Here is a 19,677-nt window from a genome sequence, read left to right as displayed (position 1 = left end):
GGAGCAAATCAAATGGAAAAATGGGAAAAAATTGAGCGTATTCCGGCACCCGCATTAGCTCCAGTATACGGACCTCTTTCAGGCATGAGAGTACTGGTTAGCGGAACGATAGTAGCTGCACCCTTTGCTGCAACGATGCTTAGTGATTTTGGCGCAGAGCTAATTCAGATCGAGCGACCGAAAATAGGTGATCCCTATCGTGGCCAGTCTCCACAGGTAACAAACGGCGATAGGACCATCAGTGCCGCTTGGATTCAGGGTGCTAGGAACAGATTGAGTTTTACTCTTAATACAAACATGAAGATACCAGAGTCAAAGGAAATCTTTCTTTCTCTGATCAAGATTTCCGATGTCTGGGTTGAGAATATGGTTTGGATCGAAAAGCTAGGCATTACCGACGAAATGTTATTTGAGGTTAACCCCAGATTAATTATTGCCCACATCAGTGGTTTTGGCAGACCTCAGTTTGGTGGTAATCCCGAAATATGCAATCGGGGATCCTATGATCCTATCGGTCAGGCTGAGGGTGGTTATATGTTTCTTAATGGTTTTCCGGAGCCTAGGCCCCCGCAGTACGCGGCCTCGTTTATCAACGACTATATAGCTGCCCTGATAGCAGCCAATGGAATTACGGCAGCTTACGTTCATGCCATGAAGACAGGCAAAGGGCAAGTTGTAGAAGTGGCCCAAGTCGAGGCCATGGCAAGGGTTTTGGATGATGCTTTTTCCTGCTGGATGAATGCCGGTGTATTAAAAGGTCGGTTTGGCAACAAGATACCGATTTTTCAGCCGGCTAACATGTATAAAGGGACGGATGGAAGGTATGTGTATATCGGTGCCTATGGTCCAGATGTGTATGGTCGTTTCCTACAGGCACTGGAGTTGGATCCAACCGAGTTCCCCTTTCAGGAAGCGGCTGCCTCACGGGAAGCAGTAGCGTCTCCCATTGGCCAAGAACTTGAGCGTAGGACACAGGCCTGGATGGAAGTGCGTACGGCCCAGGAAATACAAGATCATCTAAGTAAATTCAGGGTGCCCCTTGGCATTGCTAAAACCATTGCAGAAATTTATGAAGACCCGCACTGGCAGGCGAGGGGTATGTTCATCAATTATGAAGACCAGACCCTTGGTAAAGAAGTTAAAGCCTTTGGCTTTGTTCCTAAAATGAGTGAGACGCCGGGTACTGTGTGGCGCGGTTCGCCAGCCCTGGGACAGGATACGGAGACTATTCTCAGCAAATTACTTGGTTATAACCACAGTGAAATTGCTGACTTGAAGGGGAAAGGCATTATTGACTAAGTTGCTACTGAAGAATCAGGAGCATCCTTGCTAAATATATAAAAATACGATTGATGGAGGTATGTTAAATGGCTATTCAAAAAGTTGGGGTAGTTGGAGCCGGCTCAATGGGCGGCGGCATTGCTCATCTGGCAGCGATGAAGGGTTTTGAGGTGGTACTTTGCGACGTGGAACAGCGTTTTCTAGATGCCGCTCTGGGCAGAATGGGCAAGCTGATGGACAAGAACATCGAGAAGCAGAAAATGACCCTTGAAGAAAAAGTTGCAATACTAACGAGGATTATTACCACCACCAATTTGGAGGATCTCTCATCCGTTGATTATGTAATTGAAGCAGTTATTGAAGATTTGGATCTAAAGAAGAGTGTTTTTGAAAAACTGGATAAAATCTGTAAGCCCGAGGTAATTTTAGGCACCAACACTTCTTCTATGTCCATCACCGTGATTGCTGCCGCTACCAACCGTCCCGATAAGGTTGTGGGGGTGCATTTCTTCAATCCGCCCCAGGTTATGAGATTGGCAGAAATCATCAGGGGTCATAAGACCAGTGATGAAACGTTGATAACTTCATTTGAGCTTGCCGAGGCCCTTGGCAAGACACCGGTAGAGGTTAAGAAGGACACCCCCGGCTTCATCGTAAACCGGGTTATGATGCCCCAATTCCTTGAGGCTGTGCGCCTGGTAGAAGAGGGGGTAGCGACACCCAAGGATATTGATACAGCAGTCACCCTCGGCTTAAATTATCCAATGGGCCCTTTCACACTAATGGACTTTACCGGCATCGATATTTCTATGTTTGTTGCGGAGTATTTCTATAATGAAACCAAGAATCCGAACTGGAATCCTCCTTTCACCTTGAAATCGATCGTAAGAGCCGGACGCTTAGGCAAGAAGACCAATGCGGGATGGTACGACTACGATAAAAAATAAGGATCTGTGCTTTGAATTTTTATAACCATCCTTTTAAGCTGCCAAAGTAGGGAATCTGTAAGAGTAACCGATTCCCTACTGGGATTCTTTCGGCACAGGTCATTAAAATAAACTACCTCAAAGGGGGAAATTTCATGTCCTATGAAACAATTTTGTTAAATAAAGAAGACGGTGTGGCTGTTATTACCCTAAACCGTCCGCCCATGAATCCTCTGAACAGTAAAGTATACAGTGAACTAGCCCAAGCCGCCGACGAACTGCAGGCTGATGACTCAGTTAAGGCCGTTATTATTACCGGTGCCGGATCAAAGGCCTTTGCTGCCGGTGCTGACGTAGCAGAAATGGCTACCCTTACTCCGGTAGAGGTGTATCAATTTTGCCAGGGTTCCAAAACCTGTGTAGATAAAATAGAAAATCTAGGCAAACCGGTTATCGCAGCCATTCGTGGGTTTACTTTCGGGGGAGGCTGTGAGCTAACCTTGGCGTGTGATTACCGCTTGGCTGCCGACAATGCTAAATTCAGTTTACCCGAGACCGGCTTGGGTATTATCCCAGGTAATGGAGCAACACAACGCCTACCCAGGTTGATTGGTGCAGCCAAAGCGAAGGAATTAATTTTCCTGGGTGACATCATCGATGCTGCGTCGGCTGAAAAAATTGGCCTGGTAAATAAAGTTGTGTCAATTGATACACTGCTGGAAGAAGCCAAGGCAGTAGCCAAGAGGATGGCCGGCAAACCCACAGTGGCTATCAAGATGGCGAAGGAAGCGATTAATACAGGCAGCAATGTTGATATTCATGCCGGTCTGGCCTTTGAAATACAGGCATTTGTTACTGCCTTTGCCAGTGCAGATGCTAAAGAAGGTTTAGGAGCATTTTTAGAAAAACGCAAGCCTAACTATACAGGCAAATAGGTTGGATAAATCAAGTAAGCTGGCTATTTGGCAAACGCAGCCAGAGCAATTAAAAGGAGAGGTGAAATAAATGGGCAACTTACCGAAAGGCGGTAGTTTTCTCTTTGGTCAAACCGATCCACAGGATATTTTTACTCCCGAGGATTTTACAGAAGAACATAAAATGATTTATAAAACTGCCATGGGTTTTGTAAAGGATAACGTTTTGACAGTGATGGATGACTTAGAATACAAAAAAGATGGGCTTAACAAAAAGCTATTAATGGAGGCTGGTGAGCTGGGTTTACTGGGAACCGATGTTCCGGAAGAATATGAGGGTTTTGCCATGGATAAAATTAGCACCAGCATTATTGCTGAGTGCATGGGTTGGGCCGGTGGCTTTGCCATGACCCACGGGGGCCAGACCGGAATTGGTCAATTGCCGATCGTCTATTTCGGCACCCATGAGCAAAAACGAAAGTATCTACCGGGCATTGTCATGGGCGAAATCGCTACGGCTTACGCTTTGACTGAACCGGGGGCGGGTACGGATGCTATGGCCATCAGTACCTCCGCTGTGCTTAGTCCCGATGGTAAATACTATATCCTAAATGGTGCCAAACAATTTATTACCAATGCCGCATTTGCCGATGTATTTATTGTTTTTGCGAAGATAGACCGGGAAAAGTTTACCGGATTTATTGTTGACGCCAATTCAGAAGGTCTTTCAACGGGTCCGGAAGAGCACAAAATGGGTATCAAGGGATCTTCTACCAGAACCTTAATACTGGAAGATGTAAAAGTTCCGGTGGAAAATATTTTGTATGAAATTGGCAAAGGCTATGTCATTGCTTTTAATATCTTGAATATGGGTCGCTACAAACTGGCCGGCAATGCAACGGGTATTGCCAAACAGGCCTTGGAACTAGCGGCATCCTTTGCTAACGAACGCATCCAATTTGGCAAACCCATTGCCGAATTTGGCCTGATTAAAGAAAAATTGGCTGAGACGGCGGTTAGAACCTATGTGGCTGAGAGTATGGTTTATCGTACCGGAGGTCTGTTGGATGAAATGATGCATTCCCTGGATATTTCAGGCCATGACGGGGGTCAGGTGGCTGCCAGGGGTATTGAAGAATATGCCATGGAATGCTCCATGAATAAGGTATTTGCCACTGAAGTGCAAGCCTTTGCGGTTGATGAAGGGGTGCAAATTCATGGCGGCTATGGCTTCACTTCCGAGTACCCCATTGAAAGACTATACCGGGACGCCAGAATTTACCGTATTTTTGAAGGAACCAATGAAATTAACCGGGTTGTGACTACCAGCACCTTGGTTCGCCGTGGGCTCAAAGGGGACATTCCCTTGAAGGAAGCCATTGAACAGGTTCAGTCAAAAATTGCAGCGGGCATGGCGGCCTGTCAAAGTGAAGAGGACTTGGTACAGGCAGCGAAGGACATCTTCCTATATACTCTGGGGGCCGGAATTAACAAGTTTGGCAACGGACTGCTTAGTCAGCAGGAAGTCATCGGTAAACTGGCAGATATGTTGACGCAGGTGTTTGGCATGGAAAGTGCCCTGCTGCGGGCTCAAAAGGCCTTGGCCAGGGATGGTGCAGACAAAGCAGAACTAAAGCTGAGCATGGCTAAATGCTTTATCCATTCGAATATTGGTATGATGGAGCAAGCCGCTAAAAATATTTTGGCAACCGTTGCCGAAGGTGAAGAATTGACAAAACGTATAAGTGATTTGGAGTTGCTAGCCCAGTACACTCCCCAGAGCACCATTCTTATGCGGCAGGGGATTGCGGCGGTTGTTTCAGCAGCTGGCAAGTATGTGGTTTAATTTTCCCATGAAGTATGATTGGCTGAGCCATAACAATCCAGTGAGTTATCCAGCGTGAAAAATTTATATTAAATAGGGGGTTATTAAATGTCTCAAGGACAGGCAGCAAATCCAGGACCGGCTGGCCTGGTCGCACTGGCAATAGCGTGCTTTACCTTTTATGCTATACACACTGGAAAGGTTGATTCTTCTTGTGCACCGTTACTTGGTATCTGGCTAATAGGTGGTTTTGTCGTTCAAATTTTTGTTGCTACCATGGAATTGAAACATGGCAATATTTTGGGTGGTAATATTTTTCTCTTTTTTTCAGCCTTTTTTATGTTAGTAAATGGTCTGGAATTACTGCTCAAATTTTATGCTGCTAAGAGTGGTTGGGTTTTGGATGCTCGAATCGATGGTTGGGCCTGGATCGCCCTGATGATTGCACTGGTATCCTGGACGCCGGCATATTTTAAAACCCCACTAAGCACCATTCTAATGGTATTGTCACTTGATATAGCTGTGATTGTTGTAACCCTCTTGAATCTCAATGTAATTGGCCATGAATGGCATATCGTATCCGGAAATTTCATCGGTCTTGGTGGTGTCTTCGGCTTATATACTGCCTGGGGTATGATTATTAACACGGTATTTGAAAGAAACATTATTCCTCTTGGTGCACCTTTAATAAAACCGAAGCCAACTACTTCGGTAAACATGTAAAAGGTTGTTTAAATTATATCGTCCTCATCTTTATTTCCTCCTCAAGATGGGGACGATGTAATTCTTTTTAGAGCACAGTAAACAAGTAAACAAAGGCCTAGCTTAGGCCCATAAATTTCTTTGCATTAGAGCAGAAAATTTTCTCCTCTTTTTCCTCGCCCAGCACAAGGGAACGGATGTGCTCAATGGCCCTTTCCGGGGGGTAATCCATGACAGGAAAGTCACTGCCATAGACAATTCTATCGGCATAATTTTCTAGGGCTTCTCGCAAAAATTCCCTACTCTTATTCTTGGCATAGATTAAATCAGACCGTTGGTTGCCAAAAACATAGGCCGTATCCAAAAATAAATTTTCATATTTATCCAATAGCTTCAGATACGGATTATGAAATTCCGGTAAACCTAAATGAGCGACCATGATCTTTAAACCTGGGTATTCCCTCAATAAAAACCCGACATCATCCGGTCTGATGTAAGGTGAGTTGATCGGCATGGAGCTGGCATGAAGGACTAACCCTTTTTCTCGTTCAGCCAGTAATTGTAACACTTCTTTGAACCTTTCATCCAGGGCAGACACCCTTTGAACAAAGGAATGAATTTTCACACCATAAAAACGGTGCTGGTCCAAAAAGACTTTGAGCATCTTAGCTTTATCCATATCGTCCTGGTGTATTGCGGCATAGGGCCTTATTTCTGGATATTGTTTGGCCAGAGCGGCCAGCCATTCATTTAGCCCCTCACTGGTTCCTGCTTTATTTGTATAGCACAGAACCATCATTTCTGAAGTTCCGATACCCTGTAAATATTCAATATGTTTTTCAGCACTCCATTTAAAAGGCATTTCCCAGTTTTCTTCATTCTCAAACCAAACCAAAATTGCCTTCATTAATCTTTCAGGGAATAAATGCACATGACCATCAATTATTTTATACATAATAATACCCCCTTCTATTATTTTAATAATTGGACAATTCAGTGTTTTTCCCTTCTAGCAGCAAAACGATCCGTGATATAGTTCGTACGCCTTTTTTCGACCTTGTCTGCTATAATAGTAACTAACAACTTTATTGCACAAAAGAGGGGTAGACAAATGTTGGAGGCAGCTTTTAATAGGCTAAAATCAAATGTTGCAAAGGTTTTGATTGGCAAAGAGGATATTACGGAATTGTTATTAGTTGCTTTGGTGGCAGATGGGCATGTACTGATTGAAGATGTACCTGGACTAGGGAAAACCATGTTGGCCAAAGCCTTTGCCATTTCATTAAATTGTCGTTTTACAAGGATCCAATTTACGCCTGATTTAATGCCCACGGATGTTACTGGATTTTATGTATATAGCAAGCAAAAGGATAATTTAGTTTTTCGTGAAGGACCCGTGCTGACCAATATTCTATTGGCGGATGAAATAAACAGAGCGGTCCCGAGAACACAATCCAGTTTATTAGAGGCAATGGAAGAAAGGCAATTTACCGTAGATGGACAAACCATGCGCCTGCCTAAACCGTTTATTGTCTTAGCCACGCAAAATCCTGTTGAAATGGAAGGGACCTTTCTATTACCGGAAGCACAATTAGACCGCTTTTTAATGAAAATTAGTATGGGTTATCCAACTGCAAAGGAAGAAATTAAGATCCTCTTAAGTCATGGCTGCGGGAATCCTTTCGATTCATTGGAAGCAGTGGCAACGGCAGATGAAATATTGCATTGGCAGGAACGGCGGAGTCAGGTTAAGATCCATCCTTCAATTGTTGAATATATCGTTTTATTAATAGAAGAAACCCGTAAACACCAATCCATTGAATTAGGAGCCAGTCCCCGGGCCTCTTTAGCTTTATTTAAAGCAGCTCAAGCATTGGCCCTGGTTAGAAATAGAAATTATGTTATACCGGATGATGTTAAATTTTTGATCAAGCCAGTCCTCAAGCATCGCCTCGTATTAAAACGGGAAGAAAAACTAAAAGGTGTTTCTGAAAGCGATGTATTACAAGATATCGTTAATTATGTAGCAATACCAGAGGTCGAAAAGGATGAATAATCATGACTAGCCAGGAAACGCAACAAGGTATTGTCTCGTATTTTTCTATTGGACTGGTAAGAGTCATTCTGATAGTCGGTTTATTGGTTTTGTTATACAATACGATTTGGTTGCCAGCTATATTCCTATTGCTGGTAGTGGTAACCCTTGAAGGGGCCTCTTGGTGGAGTAAGGCCGGATTAAGAAATCTAGTAGTGGAAAGACAAGTCACCGTTTTACGGTTTTTTCCCGGGGAGATGACCAAACTAACCTTTAAGATAAGGAATAATAAGAGATTACCTTCAATTATTGGCTGGCAGCAAATTCTTCCTGCGGGGTTAACTGTGAAGGAAACTGAAACGATAGAGGAAAAAGCCATTATGTTAATGGGCAGGCAAAACTATTGCCTGACATATGATTTACAGGTTATTAAGCGGGGGGTTTGGCAAATTCCTGATTTGCATCTATTCTCCAGGGATGGTTTAGGGCTCTTTGAGCAGGCGAGGATAATAAAAGATCGTAAGTTGCTGATCGTTTACCCTCGGTTAGTACCTTTGGAAAAATTGGCTATCAAGGTATCTGATTTAATAGGAGAAAATAATGTGCAAAGACCCTTTTTGCCCGATCCTATTCGATTAGTTAGTTTACGGGAATATACTGATGATACACCGGCGAGACTTATTCACTGGAAAGCAAGTATGGGTAAGGATCAACTATATGCTAAAGTATTAGAACCCTCAGGGGATTACAAGATCTATATCTTAGTGGATGTAGAATATTTTTATCAGGATAATGATGAAGAAAAATATGAAAAGGCTCTTTCGGTGGCTGCCACAATGATAACGTGGGCCCAAGAGAGGAATATTCCCTTTGGCGTGTTGGCCAATGGGCGTCAAACCGGGATGGAGGGACCTTTATCGTTGCCTATTGGCAATGGTATGAATCATTTATTAATCGCATTGGAGCGGTTAGCGAGGTTAGAATTTTCACCCCTGGGTGATATAAATGATTTTTTACGATTGGAAAGTAAGGCGATACCACCAGGCACAAGTTATATTTCTATCGGCGGACACTTTAAAGACCTACCCAATTTGCTTCAGTATGACCTATCATTTGATTAAGGGTGGAGGCTTTTGGTATGACAAATAGAATACAGCTCACGCTATTAGCAATATCGGTAGAAATAGCCTATTTATATCCAATTTATTATCTTATTGCCTTAGGCATGAAAACACCCTTGTCAGCCATTACCAGTTTTGCAACCGTAATAGCACTTTCTATCATAACCGTTTTATTAAAGCATCTTTTAATCTCTAAAAAGTGGTCATATTTTATTATTTGGTCTGGTTATTTATTTTTTTATATCTTTATTGGGGGGCTGTTATTCAATAACGCTTTTCATCAACAGTGGTCAGAAGGTATTTTATTTAGGCTGCAAATGATGAATCTATTGGTATTTTACTTTTGGATTTGGCTAAGAACAGGCCTATTAGCAAGAAAAACATGGGACTACACGAAGGCAGTTAGTCATTTTGAAGTAAGCCTTGTTATCATGTTTATCGTTCTTATGATTGCAGAGTTGCTTGGAATGATGATTCCTCATTTGGTTATCTGCATGTTGTTGGTTCTTTTTGGTAGTTTTGTTATGTTATCCATGATAAAACCGGGGCATGAAAAAATAAAGCCTTGGGCAGTCACGTTATATTTTGGCGGCATCCTATTACCGATTATGATGGTTGCTAGTTTATTTCAGGCATATCTGTATGGGTTTTCAACTAACTTATTTGGGTTGGCCCAACCTTTTGCTACTTATTTGGTTAATATTTTGGCTATCATTTTGAAATTTCTTCTAGGAAAAAATGACATGGTACCGCAACGGACGGACGTAGTAAGTGAAAGCAGCACGACCGAGTTAAAAACGGAGTTTATGATGGATAAAACATCCGGTGAAACTAGTTTTGTTGTTGAGATCATGCTGTATCTATTAATTGCCGGCATGCTTATCGCCTTGATCGTGGGCATACTCTATCTTTTAGGAAGAATCTGGCGAAAAGCCGGTCAAACCCAGACACCCCAGAAATTTGTCCTACCCCGGGTAAAGATTATACCAATATTAATAAGCCTTTTAAGAAAAATATATTTATTGGCCTCTCTTTTTTTACCAGTAAAATATGGCGTGGGGGAAGCTTACTATTATTTGTTAAAATGGGCATCTCAAAGAAATTACCCCAAGGCAGAATGGGAGACGCCATACGAATTCTGTAATCGGCTTTGCAAACAGTTTCCCAGGCATATTGGTATCTTTAAAATAATTACCGATAATTACGTTCAGTACAGTTATGGACATAAGCAAATCACGTCAAAGGAGAGCCGCGAACTGAAAAGGATGATAGGAAAATTATATTTTAGCTTATAAAATCAGGGCTAAGGTAACAGTGTCAGACTATTGGCACTGTTATATTTTTGCACGACCTTCGATAAACCACAAGAATTTGTTGTGTCCACAACAATGAATGTTTGTTTGTCATGGGGGCGACTCCTGTGTAAGATTGTGTTAAAGATAATTATCACAATATCGTAGCATGATAATGCAATAGGGGAGAGGGTGCGCTTATGCAGAAAAATAGCAGTGCCAGTTTGTCGGCAGGAAATTTTTTGAGTAGCAGTAGTGTGGATGTAAATGCAGGTGTCATAATTAAAAACAATTACTTCGATGGTCTACCTGTTTCAAGGAATCATATGCGTCTTTTTGCACTAATTATTTTAGCCTACTTCTTTGAGCAACTAGATAATAATAACTTTGCCTTTGTGGCTCCAGCACTGATTAGGTCTTGGGGGATCACCATGGAGGACATCGCTCATATTACCTCCTTATACTTTGTGGGTATGACCCTAGGTGGACTGTTGGGCGGTGTTATTTCCGACTTTATTGGACGCAGAAAAACCTTTTTAGCAAGTATCGTAGTATTTTCAGTAGCATCTATCGTCAACGGATTGGCCAACGATTTAACCACCTTCGCCATTTCTAGAGCCATAACTGGTTTTGGTATCTTCTGTATGATGGTAGTTTCCATTGCCTATATCTCGGAAATGACACCTGCGGAAAGTAGGGGTAAGTGGCAAAATATGACTGCTGGTATTGGTTTCCTAGCTATGCCCTTAATTGGAGTTATCGCTCGGATAATCGTTCCTATTAGTCAAGATTCCTGGCGCTGGATATTTTATTTGGGTGGTTTAGGCTTGATTGGCTTCTTCCTTGGTTTGAAGTATCTGAAAGAATCTCCCCGCTGGTTGGTGGCCAAGGGACGTGTGGCTGAAGCAGAACAGGTTGTATTTGAATTATCTGGTCGCCAAGTGGATTTAAGTGAAGCTGCTAAAAAAGTACAACCCAGTGAAAACATGAAGGAAGTCCTGGTTGGTATGTTCAGTGGGTCATATATCAAAAGAACGGCAGTGTTGCTTGTATCCTTTATATGTCTCAACGTTCCGGGATTTGTCTTTATGGCTTGGACACCCACCTTGTTACAACAAAAGGGTTTTAGCTTAGAACAATCTTTATTTGCCAGTTCGCTGATTATTCTGGGTGCTCCCATTGGATGTTTCCTATCCTCCTTCGTCTCCGATAAAGGGGGTCGCAAAATTCCCATTGGGGTCATGGCACTTTGCTGGGCTGGACTAGCTCTGGTATATGCTAATCTTGGTAACACACTGTGGCTAATTATTGCTGTGGGGATGCTCATGAATGCCTTTAACTTAGGTGCCAGCTTTACTTTGTTTTCCTATGTGGCCGAATCTTACCCCACTAAAATGCGTAACACAGCCACTGGCTTTCATAATGCCATGGGACGTTTGTCTGTGGCAGGATCTCAATTGATGGTACCAGTTATTTATGCAAAGTTTGGTTTTGCAGGTATATTTACCACCATCGCTATGCTCCTGACAGTGGCAAGTTTTGCAGTATTAGTCTTTGGTGACCGTACTGGTGGTAAGTCATTGGAAGAAGTAGCATAATCATAGTTTTCTTTAATTTAAGAAGGCTGATAAGGGCAATCACCATCAGCCTTCTTGTTATTTTTTGCTGTTTAATAGTGTGGTTGCATGGGATTTCAGGATGGCTATGAACGCTTCAGCAGCATCTGACATTGAGCAGGAGGAAGGTATAAAACATCCATAGGACATCTTGACGGATTCCTTAAGGGGTATCGTAATCAAGGAATCATCGCGTAGCAGCCGGGTGTCTGTGGAAGAGGTTATACCCACTGCTTGACGATTAAGAATAGCATTTTTATATAGGTCTACGGAATTGGTTTTAACTAAAATATTTAGTCGGTTTAAATCTGGAAACATGAAACTGATGATCTTGAGATAAGGTTTAAAGTTGTAGATTGCAATTGGCTGCTGATATAAATCAGTTTTAGTTAGACTTTTCTTTTTAGCCAGTGGAGAATTGCCCGCTACCACTGCGAACATTTCATTTTCTAGGATTTTTTCGAAGGTGCCGTTGCAGGAAAGAATTTGTTCGTTGAACTCAAAATCTGGCAGAATAAACAGGCCGATATCGATTTCACAGTTGTTGATATCATCAATTATTCTATCAGGTTGTTTCTCCTGAACATGAACCTCCACTCCAGGAAATTGCTTATTATATAAATCCAGTACCTCTGGCAGCAAATTGCTGCTGATAAAGGGAACCGCACTAATGAGAAGCTTTCCTGATAAATTTTGCACGTTTATCTTAGCATAAGATTGCACAATGGTCAGTAATTCATCGTATTTCTGAAGAATTTCCTGGGCCTTAGCCACCACCACTTCACCTGCTTCAGTTAGGGTAACCCCTTGACGGTGGCGATTTAAAAGGGGCACTTTTAAATCGTTTTCCAGCCGCACCATAATTTGGCTTAATCCTTGTTGGGAAATGAAGAGCCGCTTGGCCGATAATGTGATGGATTTTGTTTGTGCCACATCAACCAGATAATGAAGGTGATTAATATCCATACAACCACACCTTTTTTATGGAAATTATTGCAACTAGATTAACACAACCCTTATAGCTAAACAAGTTAAACTAAATTGACCTCCATGTCAATCAAACGACAAATATTTTGTAACTTTCTGTTGCCAAGTAGTTTGCGCTACCGATTTGCTGAACGGGATATGCTAATCTTAAAACAATAAGACCGTGATAACTTTCCCAAAGTGGTGACTCAATAACTTAGAATTGAAAGGAATGTTGATAATGACTAAAGCAATTACAGAGTTGAATTTCATTGATGATATCCTCTACTTCCACGAGCATACCTGGGCCAAGGTTGAAGGTGACTTGGTGAGGGTTGGTATCACGGATTTCGCACAGGATCAATTGAGCAATATCATCTTTGTGGAACTGCCCAATGTTGGTGAAACCTATCGTAAAGGCGACGAATTTGGTCAGGCTGAGTCAGCTAAAACTGTTTCTGCCCTCTACATGCCTGTAAGCGGTGAGATTGTTGAGATTAATGAAGAACTAGAAGAAGCCCCCCAAAACGTCAATGAAGATCCCTATGGTACTGGTTGGATGATTGTTGTTAAGCCCGGTAACCTGGTTGAACTAAAAGAATTGCTGGCCAAAGAAGACTACCTGAATCAAATCAAATAATATCTTGCATTAAATATCCTTATCACAAGGAAGGGAGATGTCTTAATGAGTTTTACCATTTACACAGCCACTGGTTGTACCCGGTGCAAAATCATTAAACAGCTTATGCATGAACGGGGCATTGCCTTTGAAGAACAAGATATGAAAGCCGAAGGGAAAGAAGCCTTTCAAAAGTTTTATGCTGCTAATCGGAAGGCGATCTTCCGTGGTCCCGATGGTGTAGAATTTCCTCTCCTGCACGACACAGAGGCAGGGAACATTCATCAGGGGATTGGTGCCTGTGTGGCTTATCTTTATGGTGGTGGCAAACTGGATAGTTTCTTTAGTGTAGGAACTCTGCACAAAGAATGGGTGGATGGAATACATGTTTCTGGCGGGAATTCTGAGGATGCTAAAGGATTCCTGGAAGTATTACGTTACATTAAGAAAACCAACAACATGAAACTCCAGCTGGATACCAATGGTCTTAACAGTGCTATTCTTGAACAAATACTAGCTGAGGGTTTAGCTGATGTAATAATTATGAATGTATTAGGCCCTAAAGAATTGTACAGCCAGATCCTGGGCAAGGAGGTTGACACTGCAGAAATCGAAAAATCCTTGTCCCTGGTTTCTAAGTTCCCTGAGTATAAATTCCAGACTACTGTTACCCCGGTGGTTCGTGGGGACGGTGAAATTCGATACCTGACTACTAAGGAAGTTGGGGGCGCAGCCAAATTAATTGCCGAAGCCACTGGTAGCATGAAGAACCCTTATTTAATCAAATTATTTAAACCCAAAGAGTGTAGGGATGAGCGTTTTAAAGATATAGAGGCTATGGCGGCAGACGCATTATTACCTTACCGTACAGCCGCTAGGGCGCATCAAGTTTTTGTGGAAATAGAAAAGGCCTAACCAGCTTTTATATTAAAATATAACATTAGGAGGCAATAACATGAGTTATCCAACCGTATACCCAACTGGTGTAACTGTATACAATCCTCAAAAAGCCTGGAATGGCTTTACCATCTTCCAAGCCAGAGAAGTTGGTGCTATGCTTATTGATATGAATGGTACCGAAGTAAACCTCTGGCAAGGTCTGCACGGCTTCCCGAACAAAATGCTGCCGGGTGGTTATGTATTTGGGCACCTGGGCGAAAGAAACAATAACTTTGGTATGCAGGATCAAACGGACTTAGTACAGGTGGACTGGGAAGGTAATGTTGTCTGGAAATTTAACCAGTATGAGTTCATCGAAGATCCTGGTGAAGAGCCCCAGTGGATGGCTAGACAGCACCACGACTACCAGCGTCAGGGCAACCCCGTGGGTTACTATGTACCTGGCATGGAGCCGCTGGTAGACAAGGGCAATACCCTCATCCTCTGCCATAAAAATGTAAGAAATCCCAAGATTTCCGACAAATTATTGCTGGATGATGTTATTATCGAAGTGGACTGGGAAGGTAACATTGTTTGGGAGTGGGCTTGCAACGAGCATTTTGATGAATTCGGTTTCGACGAAGCAGCAAAAAATATCCTTTGCCGTGACCCCAACATGCGTTCCTCCGGCGGTGGCATGGGTGACTGGATGCACATCAACTCCATGTCGGTGCTTGGTCCCAACCGATTTTATGATGCCGGGGATGAAAGGTTTAATCCTGAGAATATCATTATTGACGGCCGGGAAACCAACATTATCTGCATTATTGAAAAGAAAACCGGCAAAATTGTTTGGCAGCTGGGTCCCAACTATGACAGCAGCGAAGAACTTAAGAAAATTGGCTGGATCATTGGCCAGCACCATGCTCACATGATTCCCAAGGGCCTGCCCGGGGAAGGCAACATCCTAATCTTTGACAATGGCGGCTGGGCCGGTTATGGTGCGCCGAACCCCGCTTCTCCCACCGGCGCAAAGAACGCCCGTCGTGATTACTCCCGGGTGTTGGAAATTGACCCCACCACCCTGAAGATTGTTTGGCAGTATACACCTGCGGAAGCCGGTTTCTTGATGCCCACGGATGCCGAACGTTTCTACAGCCCTTATATCAGCAGTGCCCAACGTCTGCCTAACGGGAACACCTTAATTACCGAGGGATCGGACGGACGTATCTTCGAGGTCACCGCCGAGTATGAACTTGTTTGGGAATACATCAGCCCTTATAAGGGTGAAAAAATGCCAACCAACATGGTCTATCGTGCTTACCGCTTACCCTACGAATGGGTGCCTCAGTTGGAGCGTCCGGTGGAAACAGCTATTGAGCCGGTGGATGTAACCACCTTCCGGATGCCCGGCGCAGCACCAATGGGTGCGAAGAAAACCACCACGATTGAAGGAACCAGACCCTACCAGGGCGACAGAGCACTCTGTGTAGCTGCCGGTGATGAAGCGGAAGAGTAGGGAACATAAATGGGGGCCGTCGCCCCCCCATTATAAATTAAGATAAGATAGGGAGGGCAAAAGCATGACGTATAAAGCAGTGGTTATTGGCGGCGGCCCCGGTGGCTATGTGGCTGCCATTCGTATCGCTCAACTGGGCGGTAAGGTTGCCGTGGTAGAAAAGGATAAACTAGGTGGTACCTGTTTAAATAGAGGCTGCATTCCTACCAAATCCCTGATTGCTGCTGTTGATAAACTAAAGGCAGTGGCAGATGCCGCTGAATTTGGTATTGAAGTGGGTCAGCCAGTAATTGACTTTGCCAAGGTTCAGGCCAGAAAGGCTGAAGTGGTGGAGAAGCTGGTGGGTGGTATTAACTTCCTGTTTAATAAGAACAAGGTAGAATTGTTTAACGGTACAGCAAGAATCAAAGCACCCGGTGTGGTGGAGGTTGAAAATAATGGTGCCATCCAGGAATTACAATGTGAAAACATTGTCATTGCCACTGGCTCCAGTCCGGCTTTAATTAAATCCCTGGGGTACAACGGAACCTCTGTCATTACCAGTGAAGAAGCCCTGCAATTGACGGAAGTTCCCAAAAGCCTGCTGGTAATCGGTGCCGGTGTTATTGGATGTGAATTTGCCCATATTTATGGTAGTATGGGAACGGAAATAACGATGGTGGAGGCAGCATCAAGCATCTTGTCTTTACAGGACAAGGATATATCCCGTCGGATGCAAACCGTTTTCAAGAAGAAAAAGTTTACGATTAAAACCAATGTAACCATTAATAAAATCGAAGAGACCGCCGGTGGCATTCAAGCCGAACTGGCAAACGGCGATGTGATCACCGCCGAGAAGGCCCTGATTTCCATTGGTCGTACCCTCAATACCCAAAACCTGGGCTTGGCAGAGGCCGGGGTTGTCCTTGGTGAAAGGGGCCAGATCGTGGTCAATGACCAAATGCAAACCAACGTCAAAGGTATCTATGCCATTGGGGATGTGGTTATGAAATACCAACTGGCTCATGTGGCATCGGCCCAGGGCATTGTGGTTGCCGAAGACATCATGGGTAAAGAGGCAAAAATGGATTACCGTGCCGTACCCAGCTGCATTTTTACCAGCCCCGAGGTGGCTTCGGTGGGTATGACCGAGCAGCAGGTGAAGGACAAGGGTATCCCGGTGAAAAGCGGCAAATTTAACTTCATGGCCAATGGCAAGGCACTGAGCATGGGTGAAGGGGAAGGGTTTGTTAAGGTTGTTACCAATGCTGAAACCGATGTGATACTGGGTGTACACATCATTGGACCCCATGCTTCGGACTTAATTGCCGAAGCCACCTTGGCCGTCAAGAATGGCCTAACTGCTAAGGATTTGGCGGCAACCATCCATGCGCACCCCACTCTGGCTGAGGCCATTATGGAAGCTGCGGAGAATGTGCATGGTTTAAGTATTCACGGCTAGATTTGTGGGCGGTTGTTTGAGGAGTGATAGGATTGAGGTTATTGGTTGCAGCATTGGACGAAATAGATTATATGGAAGCTTTAACCCTGCAGGAAAGACTTTTGCAATTAAGACAGCAAAACAGGGTACCGGATATCCTGCTCCTGTTGCAGCATCCGCCAACATTGACCCTGGGAACCAGGGAAAATCGCCATAATATCCTTACCCCCGAAGGGACGTTAGCTAGGCAAGGGGTTAAAGTCTATAAAATTAACCGGGGCGGTGATGTTACCTACCACGGCCCCGGTCAAATTGTCGGTTACCCGATTCTCAATCTAACTGGGTATGGTAAAAGTGTGCGGGTTTATGTGGACAAACTGGAAGAGCTTTTTATTCAGCTGCTGGAAGCGGAATATGGGATTACAGCCGGTCGGGACAGCCAGTATACCGGCGTCTGGACTGGCGGCGAGAAAATCACGGCCATAGGCTGTGCGGTGAAACGTTGGGTCACCATGCATGGCTTTGCCTTTAATGTGAATACCAATTTAAGTCATTTCAAATGGATTAATCCCTGTGGCATTACCGATCGGGGTGTCACTTCACTGCAAAAAATACTGGGGCAGCCCCAGGACATGGGTCGGGTGAACCAACAGGTAATTTCCCACTTTAGCCGGATTTTTAATTGTGAAACGGAGCTTATTGACCGGCCAAGCTTACAGAATATGTTAGGAGGGTGTGCCTATGAATAAGCGAAAACCAGAGTGGCTAAGGGTGAAATTACAGGGGGCGGAAAAATCTCATCGGGTCAAGGAGATGCTGGATCGGTTATCCCTACATACCGTCTGTCAGGAGGCCAATTGCCCCAATCTGATTGAGTGTTTTGGCCGTAAGACGGCTACCTTTATGATTTTAGGCAGTGTCTGTACCCGCAATTGTACCTTTTGTAACGTTACCAAAGGCCACACCCAAGCCGTTGACCCCCAGGAACCTACCCATGTGGCCGAGGCGGTTAAGGAGTTGGGTCTGAAGCATGCTGTCATTACCTCTGTCACCAGGGATGACCTACCGGACGGCGGTGCCGGTCACTTTGCCAAGGTTATTGAAAAACTCAGGGACACCGAGGTAATTGTGGAAGTGCTGATCCCCGATTTCCAGGGTGATCCTCAGGCACTGGCCACCGTGCTTCAGACCAAACCCCATATTCTTAATCACAATATTGAAACCGTACCCCGGTTATATCCCACTGTGCGCCCAAAGGCGAGCTATGCCCGTTCCCTGGAACTATTGAAAAACTCCAAGGAAATGGATGCCGGTATCTACACGAAATCGGGTATCATGGTGGGCCTGGGTGAGCAGGAAGCGGAGGTCCTGGCTGTCCTGCATGACTTGCGGGCCGTTGACTGTGACCTACTGACCATCGGCCAGTATCTGGCCCCCTCGGCTAAGCACCATGAGGTTATCGAATATATCCACCCGGATCAATTTAAAAAATATAAAGAAGCGGCTTACCAAATGGGTTTTAAATATGTGGCCTCAGACCCGCTGGTGAGAAGTTCCTACCATGCGGCGGATGTGCAACATATTATTGAGTAAGGACAAAAGGGTCAACCTAGGCGAAGTGCTAAGGGTTGACTTGTTGCATATAAAGGGGAGGCAGGAACCATTGTCAAAAGAGGGTTTCCCGGCCCAGTAGAAGGAAATTTTGCCATAGGTTTGGCTATGGAAAACAATGGGGGGATTTCTGTATGTCTGAAAACCCGAATGATTCCTTACGTTCTATTTCTCCCATAATTTCTGGTCCGTTTGATTTGTGTACCAATTCCTTAGCTCAGCGAACCTACAGTAAAGGTGAAATCATCATTCAGAGAGGGCAAAGGCTGAACTCTGCCTATTTTTTAAAAAAGGGTAAAGTAAAGCATGTTATCACAACGATCAATGGCGAAGAAAGAATCTCATTTTATTCGGTGGGGCCATGTTTAATTGGTGAGGTGCCTTTTTTGACAGGTTTTCCACCCTATGTGGATACGGTCGCTTGTGAAAAATCAACCGTTCAATTGCTTACAAGAGAAGAACTATTTTTAAATTGTAATTGGGAAACCTTATATACTACCTTGGCACTTAAATTACGCAGTCAGGCATTCCTGATTGAGGGTGACTGCCTGGCTGCCAATGAACGTATTTGCCGTTTCCTATATGTTTTAAGCATCACTAGCAGCAATAATATACTGAAAATTACCCAAAAAGAGATTGCAGATATCACGGGTTTACACCGTATTACCGTTAACGAAGTGATAAAGGATCTAGAGAATCGACAGGCAATTAGTAAATCGCGGGGGACCATCCGGTTACTGGATGCGGAAGGAATAAAAATCTTATCCGGTTTAGGTATTTAACATGTTAACCGCCCATGCAAAGGGAATTTGATCCCTGGCATGGGCGGTTTTTTATATAAATTTATTGCTTGGCAAGCTGCTGTGTAGCCTAGACTAACGTCTGATATAGACAAATTTGTTACATTAGACACAAGAAGCATTGTGAAAAAAGCTACGAGGGGTAAGACGG

General features: G+C 43.9%; 18 protein-coding genes. 16 read left to right on the top strand and 2 right to left on the bottom strand.

Annotated elements, in window-relative coordinates; genetic code table 11:
* Positions 1–12: 12 nt before the first annotated feature.
* The 5 genes from V6C11_RS17415 (at position 13) to V6C11_RS17395 (ending at position 5,669) form a co-directional block, all read left to right on the top strand.
* Positions 13–1,299, top strand: coding sequence for a CaiB/BaiF CoA transferase family protein (locus V6C11_RS17415; protein ID WP_333532465.1), 1,287 nt, complete (start codon positions 13–15; stop codon positions 1,297–1,299).
* A gap of 68 nt (positions 1,300–1,367) precedes the next feature.
* Complete coding sequence (locus tag V6C11_RS17410) at positions 1,368–2,228, top strand: 3-hydroxyacyl-CoA dehydrogenase family protein (protein ID WP_333532464.1); 861 nt, start codon at positions 1,368–1,370, stop codon at positions 2,226–2,228.
* A gap of 134 nt (positions 2,229–2,362) precedes the next feature.
* Complete coding sequence (locus tag V6C11_RS17405; protein ID WP_333532463.1) at positions 2,363–3,142, top strand: enoyl-CoA hydratase/isomerase family protein; 780 nt, start codon at positions 2,363–2,365, stop codon at positions 3,140–3,142.
* A gap of 70 nt (positions 3,143–3,212) precedes the next feature.
* A complete protein-coding gene (locus V6C11_RS17400; protein WP_333532462.1) occupies positions 3,213–4,967 on the top strand; it encodes an acyl-CoA dehydrogenase family protein in 1,755 nt (584 codons plus the stop codon).
* Between the two features lie 87 nt (positions 4,968–5,054).
* Positions 5,055–5,669, top strand: coding sequence for an acetate uptake transporter family protein (locus V6C11_RS17395; protein ID WP_333532461.1), 615 nt, complete (start codon positions 5,055–5,057; stop codon positions 5,667–5,669).
* Positions 5,670–5,766: 97 nt separating this feature from the next.
* On the opposite strand, the gene V6C11_RS17390 is transcribed toward V6C11_RS17395, so the two are convergent.
* On the bottom strand, positions 5,767–6,603 hold the full coding sequence (locus tag V6C11_RS17390; RefSeq protein WP_333532460.1) for an amidohydrolase family protein: 837 nt from the start codon (positions 6,601–6,603) through the stop codon (positions 5,767–5,769).
* Between the two features lie 156 nt (positions 6,604–6,759).
* Between V6C11_RS17390 and V6C11_RS17385 the strand changes: the two genes are divergently transcribed.
* The 4 genes from V6C11_RS17385 (at position 6,760) to V6C11_RS17370 (ending at position 11,694) form a co-directional block, all read left to right on the top strand.
* On the top strand, positions 6,760–7,704 hold the full coding sequence (locus tag V6C11_RS17385; RefSeq protein WP_333532459.1) for an AAA family ATPase: 945 nt from the start codon (positions 6,760–6,762) through the stop codon (positions 7,702–7,704).
* A 2-nt stretch (positions 7,705–7,706) separates the two neighbouring features.
* The gene (locus V6C11_RS17380; RefSeq protein ID WP_333532458.1) at positions 7,707–8,804 is read left to right on the top strand and encodes a DUF58 domain-containing protein; all 1,098 of its coding nucleotides are present in this window, start codon (positions 7,707–7,709) and stop codon (positions 8,802–8,804) included.
* Between the two features lie 17 nt (positions 8,805–8,821).
* On the top strand, positions 8,822–10,099 hold the full coding sequence (locus V6C11_RS17375; protein ID WP_333532457.1) for a DUF4129 domain-containing protein: 1,278 nt from the start codon (positions 8,822–8,824) through the stop codon (positions 10,097–10,099).
* Between the two features lie 197 nt (positions 10,100–10,296).
* A complete protein-coding gene (locus V6C11_RS17370) occupies positions 10,297–11,694 on the top strand; it encodes an MFS transporter (protein ID WP_333532456.1) in 1,398 nt (465 codons plus the stop codon).
* Positions 11,695–11,751: 57 nt separating this feature from the next.
* Here the strand turns inward: V6C11_RS17370 and V6C11_RS17365 are convergent, their stop codons facing one another.
* Positions 11,752–12,678, bottom strand: coding sequence for a LysR family transcriptional regulator (locus tag V6C11_RS17365; RefSeq protein ID WP_333532455.1), 927 nt, complete (start codon positions 12,676–12,678; stop codon positions 11,752–11,754).
* Between the two features lie 241 nt (positions 12,679–12,919).
* On the opposite strand from V6C11_RS17365, the gene gcvH reads away from it, so the two are divergent.
* The 7 genes from gcvH (at position 12,920) to V6C11_RS17330 (ending at position 19,508) form a co-directional block, all read left to right on the top strand.
* A complete protein-coding gene (gcvH, locus tag V6C11_RS17360) occupies positions 12,920–13,318 on the top strand; it encodes a glycine cleavage system protein GcvH (RefSeq protein ID WP_333532454.1) in 399 nt (132 codons plus the stop codon).
* 45 nt (positions 13,319–13,363) lie between these two features.
* Positions 13,364–14,212 (top strand): hypothetical protein, encoded by an 849-nt coding sequence (locus V6C11_RS17355; RefSeq protein ID WP_333532453.1) that lies wholly within the window; start codon positions 13,364–13,366, stop codon positions 14,210–14,212.
* A gap of 40 nt (positions 14,213–14,252) precedes the next feature.
* Positions 14,253–15,695: an aryl-sulfate sulfotransferase gene (locus V6C11_RS17350; RefSeq protein ID WP_333532452.1), complete on the top strand. Its 1,443-nt coding sequence runs from the start codon at positions 14,253–14,255 to the stop codon at positions 15,693–15,695.
* Positions 15,696–15,759: 64 nt separating this feature from the next.
* Entirely contained in the window at positions 15,760–17,136 is a 1,377-nt protein-coding gene (gene lpdA, locus V6C11_RS17345) for a dihydrolipoyl dehydrogenase (protein ID WP_333532451.1), read from the top strand.
* A gap of 32 nt (positions 17,137–17,168) precedes the next feature.
* The gene (lipB, locus tag V6C11_RS17340; protein WP_333532450.1) at positions 17,169–17,864 is read left to right on the top strand and encodes a lipoyl(octanoyl) transferase LipB; all 696 of its coding nucleotides are present in this window, start codon (positions 17,169–17,171) and stop codon (positions 17,862–17,864) included.
* On the top strand, positions 17,857–18,708 hold the full coding sequence (gene lipA, locus V6C11_RS17335) for a lipoyl synthase (RefSeq protein WP_333532449.1): 852 nt from the start codon (positions 17,857–17,859) through the stop codon (positions 18,706–18,708). Before lipB ends, lipA begins: the two co-directional genes overlap by 8 nt.
* 152 nt (positions 18,709–18,860) lie before the next feature.
* The gene (locus tag V6C11_RS17330; RefSeq protein WP_333532448.1) at positions 18,861–19,508 is read left to right on the top strand and encodes a Crp/Fnr family transcriptional regulator; all 648 of its coding nucleotides are present in this window, start codon (positions 18,861–18,863) and stop codon (positions 19,506–19,508) included.
* Positions 19,509–19,677: the final 169 nt, after the last annotated feature.

The organism is Desulfotomaculum sp. 1211_IL3151 (assembly GCF_036763075.1).
Taxonomy (GTDB): Bacteria; Bacillota; Desulfotomaculia; order Desulfotomaculales; family Desulfotomaculaceae; genus Desulfotomaculum.
Note: the sequence above shows the minus strand (reverse complement) of the source record. Positions and strands in the feature narration are given on the sequence as shown.

What these genes read in the sequence shown, in the direction of transcription:
- V6C11_RS17380 (WP_333532458.1), top strand. Translation starts at nt 7,707, where the DNA reads ATGACTAGCCAGGAAACGCAACAAGGTATTGTCTCGTATTTTTCTATT.
- V6C11_RS17400 (WP_333532462.1), top strand. Translation starts at nt 3,213, where the DNA reads ATGGGCAACTTACCGAAAGGCGGTAGTTTTCTCTTTGGTCAAACCGAT.
- V6C11_RS17375 (WP_333532457.1), top strand. Translation starts at nt 8,822, where the DNA reads ATGACAAATAGAATACAGCTCACGCTATTAGCAATATCGGTAGAAATA.
- V6C11_RS17370 (WP_333532456.1), top strand. Translation starts at nt 10,297, where the DNA reads ATGCAGAAAAATAGCAGTGCCAGTTTGTCGGCAGGAAATTTTTTGAGT.
- gcvH (WP_333532454.1), top strand. Translation starts at nt 12,920, where the DNA reads ATGACTAAAGCAATTACAGAGTTGAATTTCATTGATGATATCCTCTAC.
- lipA (WP_333532449.1), top strand. Translation starts at nt 17,857, where the DNA reads ATGAATAAGCGAAAACCAGAGTGGCTAAGGGTGAAATTACAGGGGGCG.
- V6C11_RS17385 (WP_333532459.1), top strand. Translation starts at nt 6,760, where the DNA reads ATGTTGGAGGCAGCTTTTAATAGGCTAAAATCAAATGTTGCAAAGGTT.
- lpdA (WP_333532451.1), top strand. Translation starts at nt 15,760, where the DNA reads ATGACGTATAAAGCAGTGGTTATTGGCGGCGGCCCCGGTGGCTATGTG.
- V6C11_RS17405 (WP_333532463.1), top strand. Translation starts at nt 2,363, where the DNA reads ATGTCCTATGAAACAATTTTGTTAAATAAAGAAGACGGTGTGGCTGTT.
- V6C11_RS17390 (WP_333532460.1), bottom strand. Translation starts at nt 6,603, where the DNA reads ATGTATAAAATAATTGATGGTCATGTGCATTTATTCCCTGAAAGATTA.
- V6C11_RS17395 (WP_333532461.1), top strand. Translation starts at nt 5,055, where the DNA reads ATGTCTCAAGGACAGGCAGCAAATCCAGGACCGGCTGGCCTGGTCGCA.
- V6C11_RS17355 (WP_333532453.1), top strand. Translation starts at nt 13,364, where the DNA reads ATGAGTTTTACCATTTACACAGCCACTGGTTGTACCCGGTGCAAAATC.
- V6C11_RS17415 (WP_333532465.1), top strand. Translation starts at nt 13, where the DNA reads ATGGAAAAATGGGAAAAAATTGAGCGTATTCCGGCACCCGCATTAGCT.
- V6C11_RS17350 (WP_333532452.1), top strand. Translation starts at nt 14,253, where the DNA reads ATGAGTTATCCAACCGTATACCCAACTGGTGTAACTGTATACAATCCT.
- V6C11_RS17410 (WP_333532464.1), top strand. Translation starts at nt 1,368, where the DNA reads ATGGCTATTCAAAAAGTTGGGGTAGTTGGAGCCGGCTCAATGGGCGGC.
- V6C11_RS17365 (WP_333532455.1), bottom strand. Translation starts at nt 12,678, where the DNA reads ATGGATATTAATCACCTTCATTATCTGGTTGATGTGGCACAAACAAAA.
- V6C11_RS17330 (WP_333532448.1), top strand. Translation starts at nt 18,861, where the DNA reads ATGTCTGAAAACCCGAATGATTCCTTACGTTCTATTTCTCCCATAATT.